Annotated in this window: 13 protein-coding genes; 12 read left to right on the top strand and 1 reads right to left on the bottom strand. The window is 48.9% G+C overall.

What is annotated here, in order from left to right:
- The first annotated feature begins 301 nt into the window (after positions 1 to 301).
- From B5F91_RS01360 to B5F91_RS01335, 6 genes are all read left to right on the top strand, one after another.
- Positions 302 to 2,650, top strand: coding sequence for a glycoside hydrolase family 3 N-terminal domain-containing protein (locus tag B5F91_RS01360; protein ID WP_087427316.1), 2,349 nt, complete (start codon positions 302 to 304; stop codon positions 2,648 to 2,650).
- A 159-nt stretch (positions 2,651 to 2,809) separates the two neighbouring features.
- Positions 2,810 to 3,634: a 4-(cytidine 5'-diphospho)-2-C-methyl-D-erythritol kinase gene (gene ispE, locus B5F91_RS01355; protein ID WP_087427315.1), complete on the top strand. Its 825-nt coding sequence runs from the start codon at positions 2,810 to 2,812 to the stop codon at positions 3,632 to 3,634.
- A gap of 116 nt (positions 3,635 to 3,750) precedes the next feature.
- Positions 3,751 to 5,382: an RluA family pseudouridine synthase gene (locus B5F91_RS01350; RefSeq protein WP_087427314.1), complete on the top strand. Its 1,632-nt coding sequence runs from the start codon at positions 3,751 to 3,753 to the stop codon at positions 5,380 to 5,382.
- A 193-nt stretch (positions 5,383 to 5,575) separates the two neighbouring features.
- Complete coding sequence (locus B5F91_RS01345) at positions 5,576 to 6,067, top strand: DUF4890 domain-containing protein (RefSeq protein ID WP_144025038.1); 492 nt, start codon at positions 5,576 to 5,578, stop codon at positions 6,065 to 6,067.
- Between the two features lie 478 nt (positions 6,068 to 6,545).
- Positions 6,546 to 6,884 carry a hypothetical protein gene (locus B5F91_RS01340; protein ID WP_087427430.1) on the top strand — a complete coding sequence of 113 codons (339 nt, stop codon included), beginning with the start codon at positions 6,546 to 6,548 and terminating at the stop codon, positions 6,882 to 6,884.
- Between the two features lie 172 nt (positions 6,885 to 7,056).
- Positions 7,057 to 8,865 carry a YgiQ family radical SAM protein gene (locus tag B5F91_RS01335; protein WP_087427312.1) on the top strand — a complete coding sequence of 603 codons (1,809 nt, stop codon included), beginning with the start codon at positions 7,057 to 7,059 and terminating at the stop codon, positions 8,863 to 8,865.
- 147 nt (positions 8,866 to 9,012) lie between these two features.
- Here the strand turns inward: B5F91_RS01335 and B5F91_RS01330 are convergent, their stop codons facing one another.
- The gene (locus B5F91_RS01330) at positions 9,013 to 9,603 is read right to left on the bottom strand and encodes a MarC family protein (protein ID WP_087427311.1); all 591 of its coding nucleotides are present in this window, start codon (positions 9,601 to 9,603) and stop codon (positions 9,013 to 9,015) included.
- A 473-nt stretch (positions 9,604 to 10,076) separates the two neighbouring features.
- Here B5F91_RS01330 and B5F91_RS01325 point away from each other — a divergent pair, with 473 nt between their 5' ends.
- From B5F91_RS01325 to B5F91_RS01300, 6 genes are all read left to right on the top strand, one after another.
- On the top strand, positions 10,077 to 10,778 hold the full coding sequence (locus B5F91_RS01325; protein ID WP_087427310.1) for a Crp/Fnr family transcriptional regulator: 702 nt from the start codon (positions 10,077 to 10,079) through the stop codon (positions 10,776 to 10,778).
- Complete coding sequence (locus tag B5F91_RS01320; RefSeq protein ID WP_087427429.1) at positions 10,778 to 12,817, top strand: M3 family metallopeptidase; 2,040 nt, start codon at positions 10,778 to 10,780, stop codon at positions 12,815 to 12,817. Before B5F91_RS01325 ends, B5F91_RS01320 begins: the two co-directional genes overlap by 1 nt.
- A gap of 1 nt (position 12,818) precedes the next feature.
- A complete protein-coding gene (locus B5F91_RS01315) occupies positions 12,819 to 13,289 on the top strand; it encodes a DUF4847 family protein (protein WP_087427309.1) in 471 nt (156 codons plus the stop codon).
- A 6-nt stretch (positions 13,290 to 13,295) separates the two neighbouring features.
- Positions 13,296 to 13,730: a dCMP deaminase family protein gene (locus tag B5F91_RS01310; RefSeq protein WP_087427308.1), complete on the top strand. Its 435-nt coding sequence runs from the start codon at positions 13,296 to 13,298 to the stop codon at positions 13,728 to 13,730.
- Between the two features lie 6 nt (positions 13,731 to 13,736).
- Positions 13,737 to 15,377: a S41 family peptidase gene (locus B5F91_RS01305; protein ID WP_087427307.1), complete on the top strand. Its 1,641-nt coding sequence runs from the start codon at positions 13,737 to 13,739 to the stop codon at positions 15,375 to 15,377.
- Between the two features lie 101 nt (positions 15,378 to 15,478).
- Entirely contained in the window at positions 15,479 to 16,027 is a 549-nt protein-coding gene (locus tag B5F91_RS01300) for a 5-formyltetrahydrofolate cyclo-ligase (RefSeq protein WP_087427306.1), read from the top strand.
- Position 16,028 lies beyond the last annotated feature (1 nt).

Here is a 16,028-nt window from a genome sequence, read left to right as displayed (position 1 = left end):
TCACCGCTCTATTTGTGATGCATTCGGGCAGGCAAACCCTGCCCCTACAGGTATTTGACAAATGCGGACATCCATTTTATCATGCGGGCGTATGAAATGTTTTCAAATAGGTATCCTTTTGTAACCTCTGCCCACCTTAGCATCAAAAAGCATTTGTATTTATATTCAAAAAACTATCTTTGCAGAGAAAGTACGATTCCGGTTCCAACGATAAGAATACGGGATTTTGATAAAAAAGTATCAGCATATATCAAAGGAAACGCTTATTTTTGTAATACATAACTTAATAAATTCAGTGTTCATGAAAAACATTTCTAAACTCGCATTGGCTTCTGTATTTTGTGCAGGAGCTTGTTTGAGCGCAGGAGCACAAAACGTGCCTCCTGCCATACCTTCCGACCCGGTCATCGAAGCCAACATCCAAGAATGGCTTCAGAAGATGACCCTTGAAGAAAAGATAGGTCAGATGTGTGAAATCACCATTGATGTAGTGACCGACTTCGAAGCAAGTATGAAACATGGGTTCGTTTTGGATAAAGCCAAGCTGGATACCGTTATCGGGAAATACAAAGTAGGCTCACTCCTGAACGTGCCTTTAAGCATCGCCCAACCGAAAGAAAAATGGGCGGAGGCTATTAAGCAAATCCAAGAGCTTTCGATGAAGGAAATCGGCATACCTTGTATTTATGGCGTAGACCAAATACACGGAACTACCTATACCCTCGGAGGCACATTCTTCCCGCAAGGCGTGAATATGGGCGCATCCTTCAACCGTGACTTGGTGAAGCGTGAAGCCGAAATCTCGGCATACGAGACCAAGGCGGGATGCATCCCTTGGACGTATGCTCCGGTGGTAGACCTCGGACGAGACCCGCGCTGGTCGCGTATGTGGGAGAACTACGGGGAAGATTGCTACGTGAACGCAGAAATGGGAAAAGCATCGGTCATAGGTTTTCAAGGCGAAGACCCGAACCACATCGGACCGAATCATGTAGCGGCATGTATGAAGCACTACATGGGCTATGGCGTCCCCGTATCGGGCAAGGACCGCACGCCTTCTTCTATCTCACGGAGCGATATGCGCGAAAAGCACTTTGCACCTTACCTCGAAGCCGTCCGCCAAGGGGCATTGAGCGTAATGGTCAATTCGGGCGTGGACAACGGCATGCCTTTCCATGCCAACAAAGAATACCTGACCAAATGGTTGAAAGAAGACCTGAACTGGGACGGAATGATTGTGACCGACTGGGCGGACATCAATAACCTCTGCACACGCGACCACATTGCGGCTACCAAGAAAGAAGCTATCAAGATAGCTATCAATGCCGGCATCGACATGTCAATGGTGCCTTACGAAGTGAGCTTCTGCGATTACCTGAAAGAATTAGTAGAGGAAGGCGAAGTGCCCATGAGCCGCATCGATGATGCCGTGGCACGTGTGTTGCGCCTGAAATACCGCCTCGGACTCTTCGACAAGCCCTACTGGAGCACCGAAGACTATCCGAAGTTCGGCTCGGAAGAGTTCGCACAAGTGGCTCTCCAAGCCGCCGAAGAATCGGAAGTATTGCTCAAGAACGAAGGAGGCATCCTTCCGCTCGTCAAAGGCAAGAAGATTCTCTTAACAGGACCCAACGCCAACTCCATGCGGTGCCTGAACGGAGGCTGGTCGTATAGCTGGCAAGGACACCGTGCCGATGAATGTGCCCAAGCATACAACACCATTTACGAAGCCCTTTGTAACAAGTTCGGCAAGGAAAACATCATTTACGAGCCGGGCGTAACTTACGCTCCTTATAAGAACGATAACTGGTGGGAAGAGAACACGCCGGAGATAGAAAAATCGGTAGAAGCCGCACGAAATGCCGATGTCATCATCGCCTGCATCGGGGAGAACTCGTATTGCGAGACTCCGGGAAACCTGACCGACCTGAACCTCTCCGCAAACCAACAAAACTTGGTAAAGGCATTGGCTAAGACCGGTAAACCCATTATCCTGATTCTGAACGAAGGACGCCCGCGCCTCATCAAAGACATCGAGCCGCTCGCTAAAGCCGTAGTAAACATCATGCTTCCGGGCAATTACGGAGGAGATGCCTTGGCGAACCTCCTTGCCGGAGATGCCAACTTCAGCGCGAAGATGCCCTACACCTATCCGAAGCACATCAATGCCCTCGCCACTTACGACTACAAGCCGTGCGAGAACATCGGGCAAATGGGCGGAAACTACAATTACGATTCGGTGATGGACATCCAATGGCCCTTCGGCTTCGGACTGAGCTACACCACCTATAAGTATAGCAACCTGAAGGTGGACAAGCCTCAATTCACCGCCGATGACGTGCTGACCTTCAGCGTAGACGTGACCAACACGGGAAGCATGGCGGGCAAGGAAAGCGTACTGCTCTACTCGAAAGACCTCGTGGCAAGCAGCACCCCCGACAACATCCGCCTGCGCAACTTCGAAAAGATTTCCCTCAATCCGGGCGAAACCAAGACCGTAACGATGACATTGAAAGGAAGCGACTTGGCTTTCGTCAACTATTACGGGCAATGGACCTTGGAGAAAGGCGATTTCAAAGTGAAGTGCGGAGACCAATGGATTGACCTGCAATGCACGCAAACCAAGGTGTGGGACACACCGAACCGGTAAATTTTCATTAACGCAGAGACGCAAAAGCGCAAAGTTTTTTATTTCAGAGAAGGCAAAGACACACGAAGTGCCAATAGAAAAAATAAAAACTCCGCGTTTTTGCGCCTCTGCGTTGATTTTTATCCTATCTTTGGCAAAACATTAAAAACAAACATTGCCATGATAACATTCCCTAACGCCAAGATAAACTTGGGACTCAACGTAGTAGAAAAACGTGCCGACGGATACCACAACATCGAAACCGTCTTTTATCCGATTAACCTGCAAGACGCGCTTGAAGTAAACCGGCTGGAGAACGGAACAGAACCTTACCGCCTGCACGTGAAAGGCACCCTCCTTGACGGAGCACCCGAAGACAACCTCGTAGTAAAAGCCTATCTCTTGCTTCGCGAGAAATACCAATTGCCCCCTATCGACATCCACCTGTACAAGCACATCCCTACCGGAGCCGGGCTGGGAGGAGGTTCAGCCGACGGGGCTTTCATGCTTAAGCTATTGAACGAGAAATTCCAAATCGGGCTGACCGTGCAGGAAATGGAAGAATACGCCGCACGCATCGGAGCCGATTGCGCTTTCTTCGTGCGCAACCAGCCCGTCTTCGCCACGGGCATCGGAAACATCTTCGAGCCAATCACCTGCTCGCTTTCCGATTACCGGCTGGTATTGGTGAAACCGCAAAACGCAATTTCGACCAACGAAGCCTATAGCCGCATCAAGCCGCACTATCCGGAAAAATCGGTAAAAGAAATCATCCGCCAGCCCGTAGAGACGTGGAAAGACGAACTGAAAAACGATTTCGAAGAATCGGTGTTCGCCCTTTATCCCGATATAGCCGCTATCAAGGACAAGATGTACGACTTGGGAGCCGTATATGCCTCAATGACGGGGTCAGGCTCAGCCGTCTACGGCATCTTCCGCGAACGGATAGAGAACATCGACGCTATCTTCAGCGGATATTTCTGCCGCCAACGGGAAATGATTTGATTACGATGCTTTATATTAAACGCAGAGACGCAAAGACGCAAAGAATATATTTTGAGAAAATACAAACTTTGCGCTTTTGCGTCTCTGCGTTCGATTCAAAAATAAATTCTATACTTATGTCCGACCCCAACATCCACCGTTTTGCTTCTTCTATCGAGGGCATTCCCTTGCCCCCGGCGTTCACTTTCCCTTTTCATTACACCCCTCACCCGTTGGTGCAGGAAGCGGCACACGAGGTGCAGGCACATCTCCGCACCCGCTCCAAATGGGAAGAAGAATTGCACAAAGGGAAGATGTTCGGCGTGCTCCTGATACGAGACACGGAAGGAAACGTGGGGTATCTGGCGGCTTTCTCGGGAAACCTTGCCGGAAGCAACCTGCACCGAGGGTTCGTGCCTCCGGTATATGACCTCTTGCGTCCCGACGGGTTCTTCAAGCAAGAAGAAAGCGAAATATCCGCCATTAACCGGCGCATCGAATCGCTGGAAAAAGACGAAGCCTACCTGCACCTGCAACACGCTTACCAAGCCGGCACACAAGCCCATCGGGAAGCATTGGCAAAGGCAAAGGAGGAAATGAAACAAGCCAAACGCTCGCGCGAAGAAAAGCGGAAGAAAGGAGTTTCGCCCGAAGAAGAAGCCGCGCTCATCAAAGAAAGCCAGTTCCAAAAAGCCGAATACAAACGCCTGGAGAAAAAGCTAAGGCAAGAAGAAGAGGAACGAAAGGCTTCCCTTTCCGCCTTCGAAACCCAGATACAAGCCCTGAAGCACGAACGGAAAACCCGCTCGGCGGCACTCCAGCAACGCTTGTTCCGCCAATTCCGGATGCTGAACGCACGAGGCGAAACGAAAGACCTGTGCCAAATCTTCCGCGACACCCCGCAGGGCATCCCTCCCGCTGGAGCGGGCGAATGCGCCTTGCCCAAGCTCCTGCAATACGCTTACCTGCACGGGCTTCATCCATTAGCAATGGGCGAGTTCTGGGTGGGAGAATCGCCGAAGGAAGAACTCCGGCGCGAAGGGCACTTCTATCCTTCATGCAAAAGCAAGTGCGAACCCATTTTGCGGCACATGTTAGCAGGACTGGAAGTGGAACCCAACCCGTTAGAGAAAGCCCATCGGGAAACCGGTGAGTTGGAAACCGTTTACGAAGACGAGTGGATCGTGGTGGTAAACAAGCCATGCGGAATGCTCTCCGCACCGGGCAAGCTCACATCCGATTCCGTTTACACCCGCCTGAAGGAAAAATATCCCGAAGCCGACGGTCCGCTCATCGTCCACCGCTTAGACATGGCTACATCGGGTTTGCTCTTAGCGGCAAAGACCAAGGAAACACATCAAGCGTTGCAGGCGATGTTCGCCACCCGCGAGATACGGAAACGCTACACCGCCCTGTTAGATGGCATGGTAGAGCAAGACGAAGGCATCATCGACCTGCCCCTTTGCCCGGACTACGCCAACCGTCCGCGCCAAATGGTGAACTTCGAACACGGAAAACCCGCCGTGACCCGTTACGAAGTGCTCGAACGGAAAGAGGGGAAGACCCGCGTCTCGTTCTATCCCCTCACCGGACGCACCCACCAGCTACGCGTCCATGCCGCCCACCCCGACGGGCTGGATTGTCCCATTGCGGGCGATGAACTTTATGGCAAGAAAGCCGGACGCCTCTACCTCCATGCCGCCCAGCTTACGTTCGTCCATCCCGTGACCGGCAAGCGGCTCACCCTCTGCAGAGAAGCTGAATTCTGACAAAGAAGACGTTTTTCTATCAATTCTTTCTTCTTCGCATGCCTCTACGCTAAAATATATTAAACCGATTAAACGGTAGCCTTCATCGCTTGTCTGAATAGTAAACGCGCGAAACAGCTCGTTCGTTTTCACCCGGTACCGGAAACGAAGGGAGCGGACTTAAAAGAATTAATAACTAAAAAACTCAAGGAACATGAAAACAATGTATGTATATCTCGCAATGGGTGCCCTGATGTGCACCACCACACTTTTCGCTCAAAAGCCTGAACAGAAAAGACAACAACCCACACCCGAACAACGCATCGAACGCCAAGCCGCACGAATGGACAAGGAACTGATGCTTGACGATGAAACCTCAGCCAAGTTCCTTCCGCTCTACAAGGAATACCTGCAAGCAATGGCAGAATGCCGTCCTGCTCCTGCCGAACGCCCGCGCAAAAGCGAGCTGAGCGATGAAGAACTGGACAAGCGGATGCAAACCCGTTTCGAATGCCAAAAGAAACGCATCGAGACGCAAGAAACCTATTACGCCAAGTTCAAGAAAATACTCACTATGCGCCAAGTAGAAAAGATTTTCGCCCCGCATCCCAAACGTTTCCACCACGCGCCGCACAAAGCTCATTGCGCTCCCGGCAACCGATGCTTCCAACATGCCCCTCTGCCCCCGCATTTGCTCGTGCGATGACAGAATCTGAAACCTTTGCTTTACGCCTACGAAGGTACGAAAAAGTTTTGAATTATGCAATACCATAAACAGATAGTTGCGCAGCACGGCGCAACTATTTTCTTTCACGCATCCAGTTAGGCAGAATAATTCATGCATATATATGCAGATTCTCCGTTACAGCATTACAATATTACAGATTACAGTTAGGTGAAATCGGTTTTCTTAGACACCTTCACTGATAGCATAGATATCGGCACTGAAAAAAGTTGTCGTTTGCACTTATCTATATTTTACACATATACAATAGATTGCGAACCAACAAGTAAATAAAACGCCTATTCGTTAACAGATTTTTACGCTCACCCGTTCCAAATCCATTGCCGTACGGAAAAGAAAACGTATCTTTGTGATGCGAAAAAAACGGGACAGAAATGCCCGGAATACAAAAGAAACGGTTATCTTTGCTTTACAATTAACTTTTAAAACAATAATGATTATGTATACCATACAAGCGAACCAGTCCGGCACACGGACTTTGGAAATATCGGAAGAGCACTTGCAGACCATCGAGAAATACGCGTTGTTCCAGCACCTGATAGACAGCAACGGAATCGTAGACGAATCGGTGCTCGACAAGCTGAGACTGAACGTACGCTCGCTTATCGCCTCGATGGAAGGGAACAGCAAAGACTTGCTCGACCTCTGCATCGACGTGATTTACCACAACAACATGAAGGCAATCGGGCTGTTCAACCTCATCCAGCTCTACATCAAGTGGGAGCGCGAGAAAGAAGGAAGCCTAAGCCCCAACGTGCTGAACGAACCGTTGAACTAATTTTAAATCTAACGCAGAGGCGCAAAAACGCAAAGATTCATTTAGAGAAAGTAAAAACATACAGAGCTTTGGCGGTTCGTCACGTATACCTCTGCATCTTTGCTTTTCTCTAAAAAATAAAAAAACTCTGCGCTTTCGCGTCTCTGCGTTTAATTATAAACCGACAAGCATAGTGAGAAACTATCAACTGACAGACTGGTTGCCCACGACCAAGAAAGAAATGGAACTGAGAGGCTGGAACCAGCCGGACGTTATTCTGTTCAGCGGCGATGCCTATATCGACCACCCCTCGTTCGGAGCTGCCGTAATCGGGCGCATCTTGGAAGCAGAAGGGCTGAAAGTAGCCATCGTCCCCCAGCCCAACTGGCGCGATGACCTGCGCGACTTCAAGAAATTAGGCACGCCCCGCCTGTTCTTCGGCGTGACGGCTGGAAGCATGGACAGCATGGTCAACAAATACACCGCCAACAAACGCTTGCGGAGCGAAGACGCCTATACGCCCGACGGACGGCACGACATGCGCCCGGAATATCCCAGCATCGTCTATACGCGCATCCTGAAAGAACTGTACCCCGATGTGCCCGTAGTGTTGGGAGGCATCGAAGCCTCGCTCCGCCGCCTGACGCATTACGATTATTGGCAAGACAAGGTGCGCCCGTCTATCCTGATAGACTCGAAAGCCGACCTGCTGATATATGGCATGGGCGAGAAACCCATCACGGAACTGTGCCGGCGCATGGAAGCGTCGCCCGAAGTGCCGACCGACATCCCGCAAACGGCATACCTCGTCCCCCGCAAGGATTTCCAGCCCGCGGAAACCGACCTGCGCCTCTTCTCGCACGAAGAATGCCTTGCTGACAAACGCAAGCAAGCGCAAAACTTCCGCCACATCGAAGAAGAATCGAACAAATACGAAGCCCGACGCATCTGGCAAGAGACGGACGGACAAACGGTGGTGGTCAACCCGCCTTACCCGCCCATGACGCAAGGCGAACTGGACCGCTCGTTCGACCTGCCCTACACGCGCCTGCCTCACCCGAAATACAAGGGAAAACGCATCCCGGCGTACGACATGATTAAGTTCTCGGTAAATATCCACCGCGGATGTTTCGGCGGATGCGCCTTCTGCACCATTTCAGCACACCAAGGCAAGTTCATCGTGAGCCGGAGCAAGGAAAGCATCCTGAAAGAAGTGAAAGCCATCACCGAGATGCCCGACTTCAAAGGCTATCTGAGCGACTTGGGAGGGCCTTCGGCAAACATGTATGCCATGCACGGCACAGACGAAAGCCTCTGCCGCAAATGCAAACGCCCCTCGTGCGTGCATCCGAAAATCTGCCCGAACCTGAACACCGACCACCGCCCTTTGCTGGACATCTACCGTAGCGTAGACGCCCTGCCGGGCATCAAGAAAAGCTTTATCGGAAGCGGCGTGCGCTACGACCTGCTTTTGCACGAAAGCAAAGACCCTGCCACGAACCGGAGCACCGCCGAATATACCCGCGAGCTTATCACGAAACACGTGAGCGGACGATTGAAAGTGGCTCCCGAACACACCAGCGCACGGGTATTAGAAGTGATGCGCAAGCCCTCGTTCGAACAGTTCTATGCCTTCAAGCGCATCTTCGACCGCCTGAACCGCGAACTGAACCTGCGCCAGCAACTCATCCCCTACTTCATCAGCAGCCATCCCGGATGCACCGAAGAGGACATGGCGGAATTAGCGGTCATCACCAAGCGGCTGGACTTCCACTTGGAACAGGTGCAAGACTTCACCCCCACCCCGATGACCGTAGCTACGGAAGCATGGTACACGGGCATACATCCCTACACGCTGAAACCCGTTTTCTCGGCAAAGACGCAAAAGGAGAAGCTTGCCCAGCGCATGTTCTTCTTCTGGTACAAGCCCGAAGAGCGTCAGAACATCATCCGCGAGCTAAGGCGCATCGGACGAAGCGACCTGATAGGGAAACTGTATTAATTAATCAAACGCAGAGACGCAAAAGCGCAGAGAATTATTTTTTCTATAAAGAAGGCAAAGGCCACAGAGGCTTATTTTTTCCGTGTTCTTTGCCCTCTCTAAATACAAGCTTTGCGTTTTTGCGCCTCTGCGTTTGATTATTGATTATCAATGGAACTGCTCGATAAGCGAAGTAATGTTCGCCGTAAACAAGCGGACCGATATCGCAAGCAGGATGATGCCGAAGAACTTGCGGATGATGTAAATGCCTCCTTTCCCCAACAAGTGTTCCACACGGTCGGTCATCTTCAATACCAGATACACCCACCCCATGTTGAGGAACAAAGCAATTAGAATGTTAATGGAAGCATACTCGGCACGCAGGGACAACAACGTGGTGAACGAACCGGCTCCAGCCAAGAGCGGGAAAACCAAAGGCACGAGAGTAGCCTCCTTAATCGGTCCCGTATTCTTAAAGATTTCGATATCCAATATCATTTCGAGCGACATCAGGAAAATCACGAACGCGCCCGCCACCGCAAACGAAGCGATATCCACCTGAAACAACTTCAGCATCATGTCGCCGGCGAAAAAGAACCCCACGAGCAACGCTGTAGCAATCAACGTCGCCTGCCAAGCATTCACCGCCCGCCCTTTCTGCTTCAAATCCAATATGATAGGCACAGCCCCGATAATATCAATCACCGCAAACAAAACGATAAACGCGCTGATTAATTCTTGAAAATTCAATCCTCCCATAGTCCGTCAATTTAATTTTTGTTCACAAATATAGTAGAAAGAAATGAAAAAGCGAAAGAAAGCGAGGGAAATCGAACGCAGAGACGCAAAAGTGCGGAGAATATATTTTAAAGAAGGCAAAGGATACGGAGAAATTAAAAGTTGAAAGTTTGTCATGAGGGCGTATCAAAATAAAAAAACACTTTCATTTTGTCATCCTGAACGCAATGAAGGATCTCGAATACATAAGCGGATATACACGAGATTCTTCACTTCGTTCCCTTAGACATTACTTTTTGATAAGCAATTCTCATTTTGACATAACCTCGTAACGAAATTTTTAATTTAAAGAACTTTGCGTTTCTGCGTCTCTGCGTTTATAAAACCACAAACTCCTGCCGCACGAAATATAAAAAAGGTGAAAGGCACATCACGTATCAGAATATTGTTTACCTTTGTCTGTTAAAATAATAACTTAATAAAGTTAAAGCAAGATGGAAGAAAACAGTATGTACGACAAACTTTTATTGCTTCCTTTGTTCCAAGGTCTCTGCAAAGAAGACTTTACCAACATATTGGAAAAAGTAAAATTGCATTTTCAGAAATACACATCGGGGCATTATATCGCAAAACAAGACGATCCTTGCAACGGTTTGACCTTTATTCTACAAGGGCAAATCATGTCTGAATCAACAGACAAAACGCACCATTATACACTTTATGAGACACTAGACGCTCCACACGTCATCGAACCCTATTCGTTATTCGGTATGCATCAGCAATATAACGCATCTTATTCTGCACTAGGAAACGTGCATACCATTACCATTGACAAATCGTATGTAGTATCGGAATTAAGCAAATACTCTATTTGCCAACTCAACTACGTAAACTTACTTTGCAACCGCAACCAAACATTCTACCGGCGTTTGTGGAACGCGCACATCGGAAATACACAAAACAAAATCATCAATTTCCTGCTTTTGAGATGCACTACAATCTCGGGATATAAAAAACTTCATGTCCGTATGGAAGACCTGGCAGAACTGCTCGATGACACACGCATCAACATCTCAAAGGTTTTGAATGACTGGAAACAACAAGGACTGGCATCCCTTAGCCGGAGGGAAATAGAAATCCCCGACATGAACGCCCTACTTGCATATAACCAACAGAACAATAACGATATATTATGATGAAGAATCCCTTTTTAACACCTTATACAACCCCGCACGGGACAGTTCCTTTCGACCAAATAACCTTGCCCGATTATGAGCCAGCCATCCGCGAAGGCATGCGCCGGGAAGACAAAGAAATAGAAGCCATTATCAACAACCCGGAAGAACCTACATTCGACAATACTATCGTGGCGTTGGAGCAATCGGGAGGCTTATTAGACCGGGTGACCACAGTGATGTTTAACCTGATGAGCACCGAAACCTGCGATGAACTGGACGCTCTTGCCGAAAAGCTCATGCCCGAACTCTCGGAACATAGCAACAACATCGGGCTGAACGAGAAACTTTTCCAACGCATCAAGCACGTTTATGACCGGCGCGAACAGCTAACTCTCTCGCCCGAAGAACACCGCCTGTTAGAAAAGACCTACGACGGATTCGTGCGGAACGGAGCCAACCTGGACGATGCCGGCAAAGCCACGTTCCGCAAACTGAGCATGGACCTGAGCACGCTGACCTTGCGCTTCTCGCAAAACCACCTGAAAGAAACGAACAATTATGAATTGAACCTCACACGAGAAGAAGACTTAGAGGGACTTCCGGAAAGTGTCCGTGAAGCCGCGGCACATACGGCGCAAGAAAAAGGAGAAACGGGATGGACCTTCACCCTCCAAGCCCCCAGCTTCGTACCTTTCATGAAATACAGTGCCCGCAGGGATTTACGGAAAGAACTGTATTTTGCCTATAACACCCAGTGCACCCACGATAACGAACAAAATAACCTCGATATCGTAAAGCAACTGGTGAACACACGCATGCAAATCGCCCAACTCTTGGGATATACCGACTATGCCGATTACGTATTGCGCAAACGCATGGCAGAGGATAGCGGACACGTCTATCGCCTCCTCGACCAATTATTAGAAGCCTATACCCCTACCGCCCATAAGGAAGTGGAAGAAATCGAAGCCTTGGCACAAGAGACCGAAGGACCGGACTTCAAGCTGATGCCGTGGGACTTCTCGTATTATGGCAACAAGCTCCGCCAGAAGAAGTATGCCCTCGATGAAGAAGAATTACGCCCCTACTTCGAGCTGAGCCGTGTCATCAAAGGCGTGTTCGGGCTTGCCACCCGCTTGTATGGCATCATCTTCAAGGAAAACCCGGACATTCCGGTCTATCATCCCAATGTCAAAGCCTACGAAGTGTATGACAAAGACGGAAGTTATCTGGCTGTACTTTATGCCGACTTCCACCCACGCGCCGGAAAGAAATCGGGCGCATGGATGACCAGCTACAAAGAGCAATGGACGGAAGCCGACGGTACTGATAGCCGCCCGCACGTATCGGTGACCATGAATTTTACAAAGCCTACCCCTGACAAACCGGCATTGCTGACTTTCTCGGAAGTGACCACATTCTTGCACGAATTCGGGCACGCCCTGCACGGCATGTTCGCCCATACACGCTTCAAAAGCATGAGCGGAACGAACGTTTATTGGGATTTTGTGGAACTTCCCTCGCAAATCATGGAAAACTTTGCCATAGAAAGAGAATTTCTTCATACCTTTGCAACGCATTATCAAACAGGAGAAAACCTTCCGGATGAATGGATCCAGCGGATTATCGACTCGTCTAACTTCAACGTGGCATACGCCTGCCTCCGCCAAGTAAGTTTCGGGCTGCTCGACATGGCATGGTACACCCGCCGCACTCCATTCGAAGGCGATGTACGTGCCTACGAACAAGAAGCATGGAAACGTGCCCAAATCTTGCCCACGGTGCCTGAGACCTGTATGAGCGTCCAGTTCGGACACATCATGTCGGGAGGATATGCCGCCGGATATTACAGCTACAAATGGGCAGAGGTATTGGATGCCGACGCATTTTCGGTATTCAAGGAGAAAGGAATCTTCAATACCGAAACGGCTCAATCTTTCCGGGACAATATCTTGTCGAAAGGCGGAACGGAACACCCCATGACGCTATACAAGCGTTTCCGGGGACAAGAGCCTACGATAGACGCATTATTAAAACGAAACGGAATTATCGAATAACATGAAAAAATACATCTCATACATCGGAATATGCCTGGCAATCCTGCTAAGCGGATGCAACGAAGATGATGTAATGGAAATCTTCGCCAGCGGGCAGACCTGGCATTGGAGCAGCTCGTATGACACAAGCAATTGGGAAGACGATAACAACTGGGAATCGACTCTTTCCATTGACGAGCGTGAACAAATCAACAAAGACCAAGAGAAATACATCATCCGGTTCTCTGAAGACGGAACAGTAGAAGGGCAAGGAAACGCAATAACCTTTACCGGTACATGGAGTGCAAACGGAGAAGACCGAAGCATCTCAATAAACATACGTGCCAACCGGACTCCCAGCGGGCTGGACGAGATTTTCTTCGATGAAATCAGCAACGCCAAGTTCTATCGGGGAGATTCCAGACTCATTAAACTTTTCAATATAGATAAAAACCATTACATCCAATTCTACCCTGTAGGATTCAGAAACTAATCATATATGGAAGCAAACGAGAACAAACAAGAAATATTAGACAAACGCTACATGCGCATGGCCGCCATTTGGGCTGAAAACTCCTATTGCAACCGGAGAAAAGTAGGTGCCTTGATAGTAAAAGACAAAATGATTATTTCCGATGGCTACAACGGTACTCCAGCCGGATTTGAAAACGTATGCGAAGACGAAAACGGACTGACCAAGCCCTACGTATTGCATGCCGAAGCCAATGCCATCACGAAAATAGCCCGCTCGAACAATAGCAGCGAAGGCGCCACACTCTATGTGACCGCATCGCCTTGCATCGAATGTGCCAAGCTTATCATCCAGGCAGGCATCAAGCGTGTGGTATATGCAGAGAAATACCGGCTGGAAGACGGGCTGGACCTCTTGAAACGTGCGAATATCGAAGTGGTTTACTTAAACCTTAATGAATAAAAGCGTATGACAAACAATAACAAAAACCGGCTCATGCCTTTCCTGCTTGCCTTGTGTGTAGTGGTGGGAATCCTGATTGGAACATTCTATGCCAATCATTTTTCGGGAAATAAATTAGGCATCATCAACACCTCATCGAACAAGTTGAATGCCCTCTTGCGCATCATCGATGACCAATATGTAGATACGGTCAATATGTATGACCTCGTGGAAGAAGCCATGCCTCAGATTTTGGGCGAACTGGACCCCCACTCGGCTTATATCCCCGCCAAAGATCTGGAAGCGGTCAACTCGGACCTGAAAGGAAGCTTTAGCGGTGTAGGCATCCAATTTACCATTCAAGACGATACTATCCACGTGAACAATGTCATCCCCGGAGGACCTTCGGAGAAAGTGGGCATGTTGGCTGGAGACCGCATCATCGAAGTGGACGATTCGGCTTTTGTAGGAAAGATAGTGACAAACGAAGAAGCCATGCGCCGCCTGAAAGGAGAAAAGGGAAGTACCGTCAAACTGGGTATCTATCGTCCGGGAGAGCAAGAAATCCTTCATTTCTCCGTTGTGCGAGGAGATATTCCGGTGAAAAGCATTGATGCGGCATACATGATTAACGAACGGTTCGGATATATCAAAGTAAACAAGTTCGGAGAAACCACTTATCCCGAATTGCTTGTTGCCCTTGCCAAACTGAACCAAGCCAATTATGAAGGATTGATTATCGACCTGCGCGGAAACACGGGAGGATATATGGCTGCAGCTATCCAAATGATTAACGAATTCCTTCCAGGGAATAGCCTGATTGTATATACCGAAGGACGCAAAGCACCCAGAGAAAATTACACTTCAAACGGAACAGGAAGCAGCCAAGGCATTCCATTGGTCGTATTGATGGATGAAGGTTCAGCCTCGGCAAGCGAAATCTTCGCCGGTGCCATTCAAGACAATGACCGGGGAACAATTATCGGACGCCGCTCGTTCGGAAAAGGATTGGTGCAGCAACCCATTGAGTTCAGCGATGGTTCGGCTATCCGCCTGACTATAGCCCGCTATTATACGCCTTCGGGACGATGCATCCAGAAACCGTACCAAAACGGGAACGATTCGGAATACCAAATGGACTTGATTACCCGCTATGAGCACGGTGAGTTCTTCTCGGCGGACAGCATCAAGCAAAACACGAAAGAAATCTACCACACCCGTTTGGGACGCACGGTATATGGAGGAGGAGGCATCATGCCCGACATCTTCGTGCCGCAAGATACCACCGGATTCACTTCCTACTTCCGTATGGCTGCATCACGCGGGCTTATCATCCGCTATACCTTAGATTATACGGACAAGAACCGGGCTAAACTTCAACAATACACCACCCCCGATAGCATGGCGGATTACCTCAAGACACAGAACCTGTTAGAGAAATTCGCTTCGTATGCCGAAAAGAAGGGATTGAAACGCCGGAACATCCTGATGTATAAATCGAAAAAATTATTCGATGAAAACCTGTACGGAAACATCATCTACAACATGTTAGGCATCGAAGCCTACATCGAATATAGCAATAAAACGGATAATACCGTACTAAAGGCACTCGAAGTGTTGGAGAAAGGGGAATCATTCCCGAAAGCTCCGGAAGAAGAATCTTTATAAATTAAATTGAACACAGAGGCGCAAAGACACAGAGAATCTATTAATTCAATTTATAAAACTCTGTGCCTTTGTGTCTCTGTGTTTATTATCCTATTCACATCATGCAAAACAAGGCACAAATCCGTTTCGAAATCACCCAAAAGAAAAAGCAATATCCACGGGAAGAACTAAACAGGCTCTCCCTACGCTTATTAAACCAACTGGAACAACATCCGCGATTCCAACATGCCCGTACCGTCCTGCTCTACTATTCCCTGCCCGATGAAGTGCAGACCCATGGATTTGTAGAGAAATGGAGCAAGGAAAAAGACATCATCCTGCCCGTTGTAAAAGGAGACGAACTCGAACTACGGAAATATACGGGGAAAGAAAACCTGACTAAAGGAAATTTCCATATCGAAGAACCTACGGGAGAACCGATAAACGAATGGGACACAATCGACCTCGCCTTTATCCCCGGCGTATCTTTCGACCGCCAAGGAAACCGGTTGGGACGCGGGAAAGGATATTACGACCGCCTTTTGCACAAAGCCTCCTTATATAAAATAGGTATATGCTTCCATTTTCAGCTTCGCGAAACGCCGCTTCCTGCCGATGCATTGGATATACCCATGGACGAAGTATGGACCGAAAACGGAAGAATGTATTGAC

Origin of the sequence: Bacteroides sp. An322 (genome assembly GCF_002161765.1) — a bacterium.
GTDB lineage: Bacteria > Bacteroidota > Bacteroidia > Bacteroidales > Bacteroidaceae > Phocaeicola > Phocaeicola merdavium.
Note: the sequence above shows the minus strand (reverse complement) of the source record. Positions and strands in the feature narration are given on the sequence as shown.

Bases quoted from the DNA above. Each gene is read 5' to 3' on its own strand.
- B5F91_RS01360 (WP_087427316.1), top strand. From the start codon at position 302: ATGAAAAACATTTCTAAACTCGCATTGGCTTCTGTATTTTGTGCAGGA.
- ispE (WP_087427315.1), top strand. From the start codon at position 2,810: ATGATAACATTCCCTAACGCCAAGATAAACTTGGGACTCAACGTAGTA.
- B5F91_RS01350 (WP_087427314.1), top strand. From the start codon at position 3,751: ATGTCCGACCCCAACATCCACCGTTTTGCTTCTTCTATCGAGGGCATT.
- B5F91_RS01345 (WP_144025038.1), top strand. From the start codon at position 5,576: ATGAAAACAATGTATGTATATCTCGCAATGGGTGCCCTGATGTGCACC.
- B5F91_RS01340 (WP_087427430.1), top strand. From the start codon at position 6,546: ATGTATACCATACAAGCGAACCAGTCCGGCACACGGACTTTGGAAATA.
- B5F91_RS01330 (WP_087427311.1), bottom strand. From the start codon at position 9,603: ATGGGAGGATTGAATTTTCAAGAATTAATCAGCGCGTTTATCGTTTTG.
- B5F91_RS01325 (WP_087427310.1), top strand. From the start codon at position 10,077: ATGGAAGAAAACAGTATGTACGACAAACTTTTATTGCTTCCTTTGTTC.
- B5F91_RS01320 (WP_087427429.1), top strand. From the start codon at position 10,778: ATGAAGAATCCCTTTTTAACACCTTATACAACCCCGCACGGGACAGTT.
- B5F91_RS01315 (WP_087427309.1), top strand. From the start codon at position 12,819: ATGAAAAAATACATCTCATACATCGGAATATGCCTGGCAATCCTGCTA.
- B5F91_RS01310 (WP_087427308.1), top strand. From the start codon at position 13,296: ATGGAAGCAAACGAGAACAAACAAGAAATATTAGACAAACGCTACATG.
- B5F91_RS01305 (WP_087427307.1), top strand. From the start codon at position 13,737: ATGACAAACAATAACAAAAACCGGCTCATGCCTTTCCTGCTTGCCTTG.
- B5F91_RS01300 (WP_087427306.1), top strand. From the start codon at position 15,479: ATGCAAAACAAGGCACAAATCCGTTTCGAAATCACCCAAAAGAAAAAG.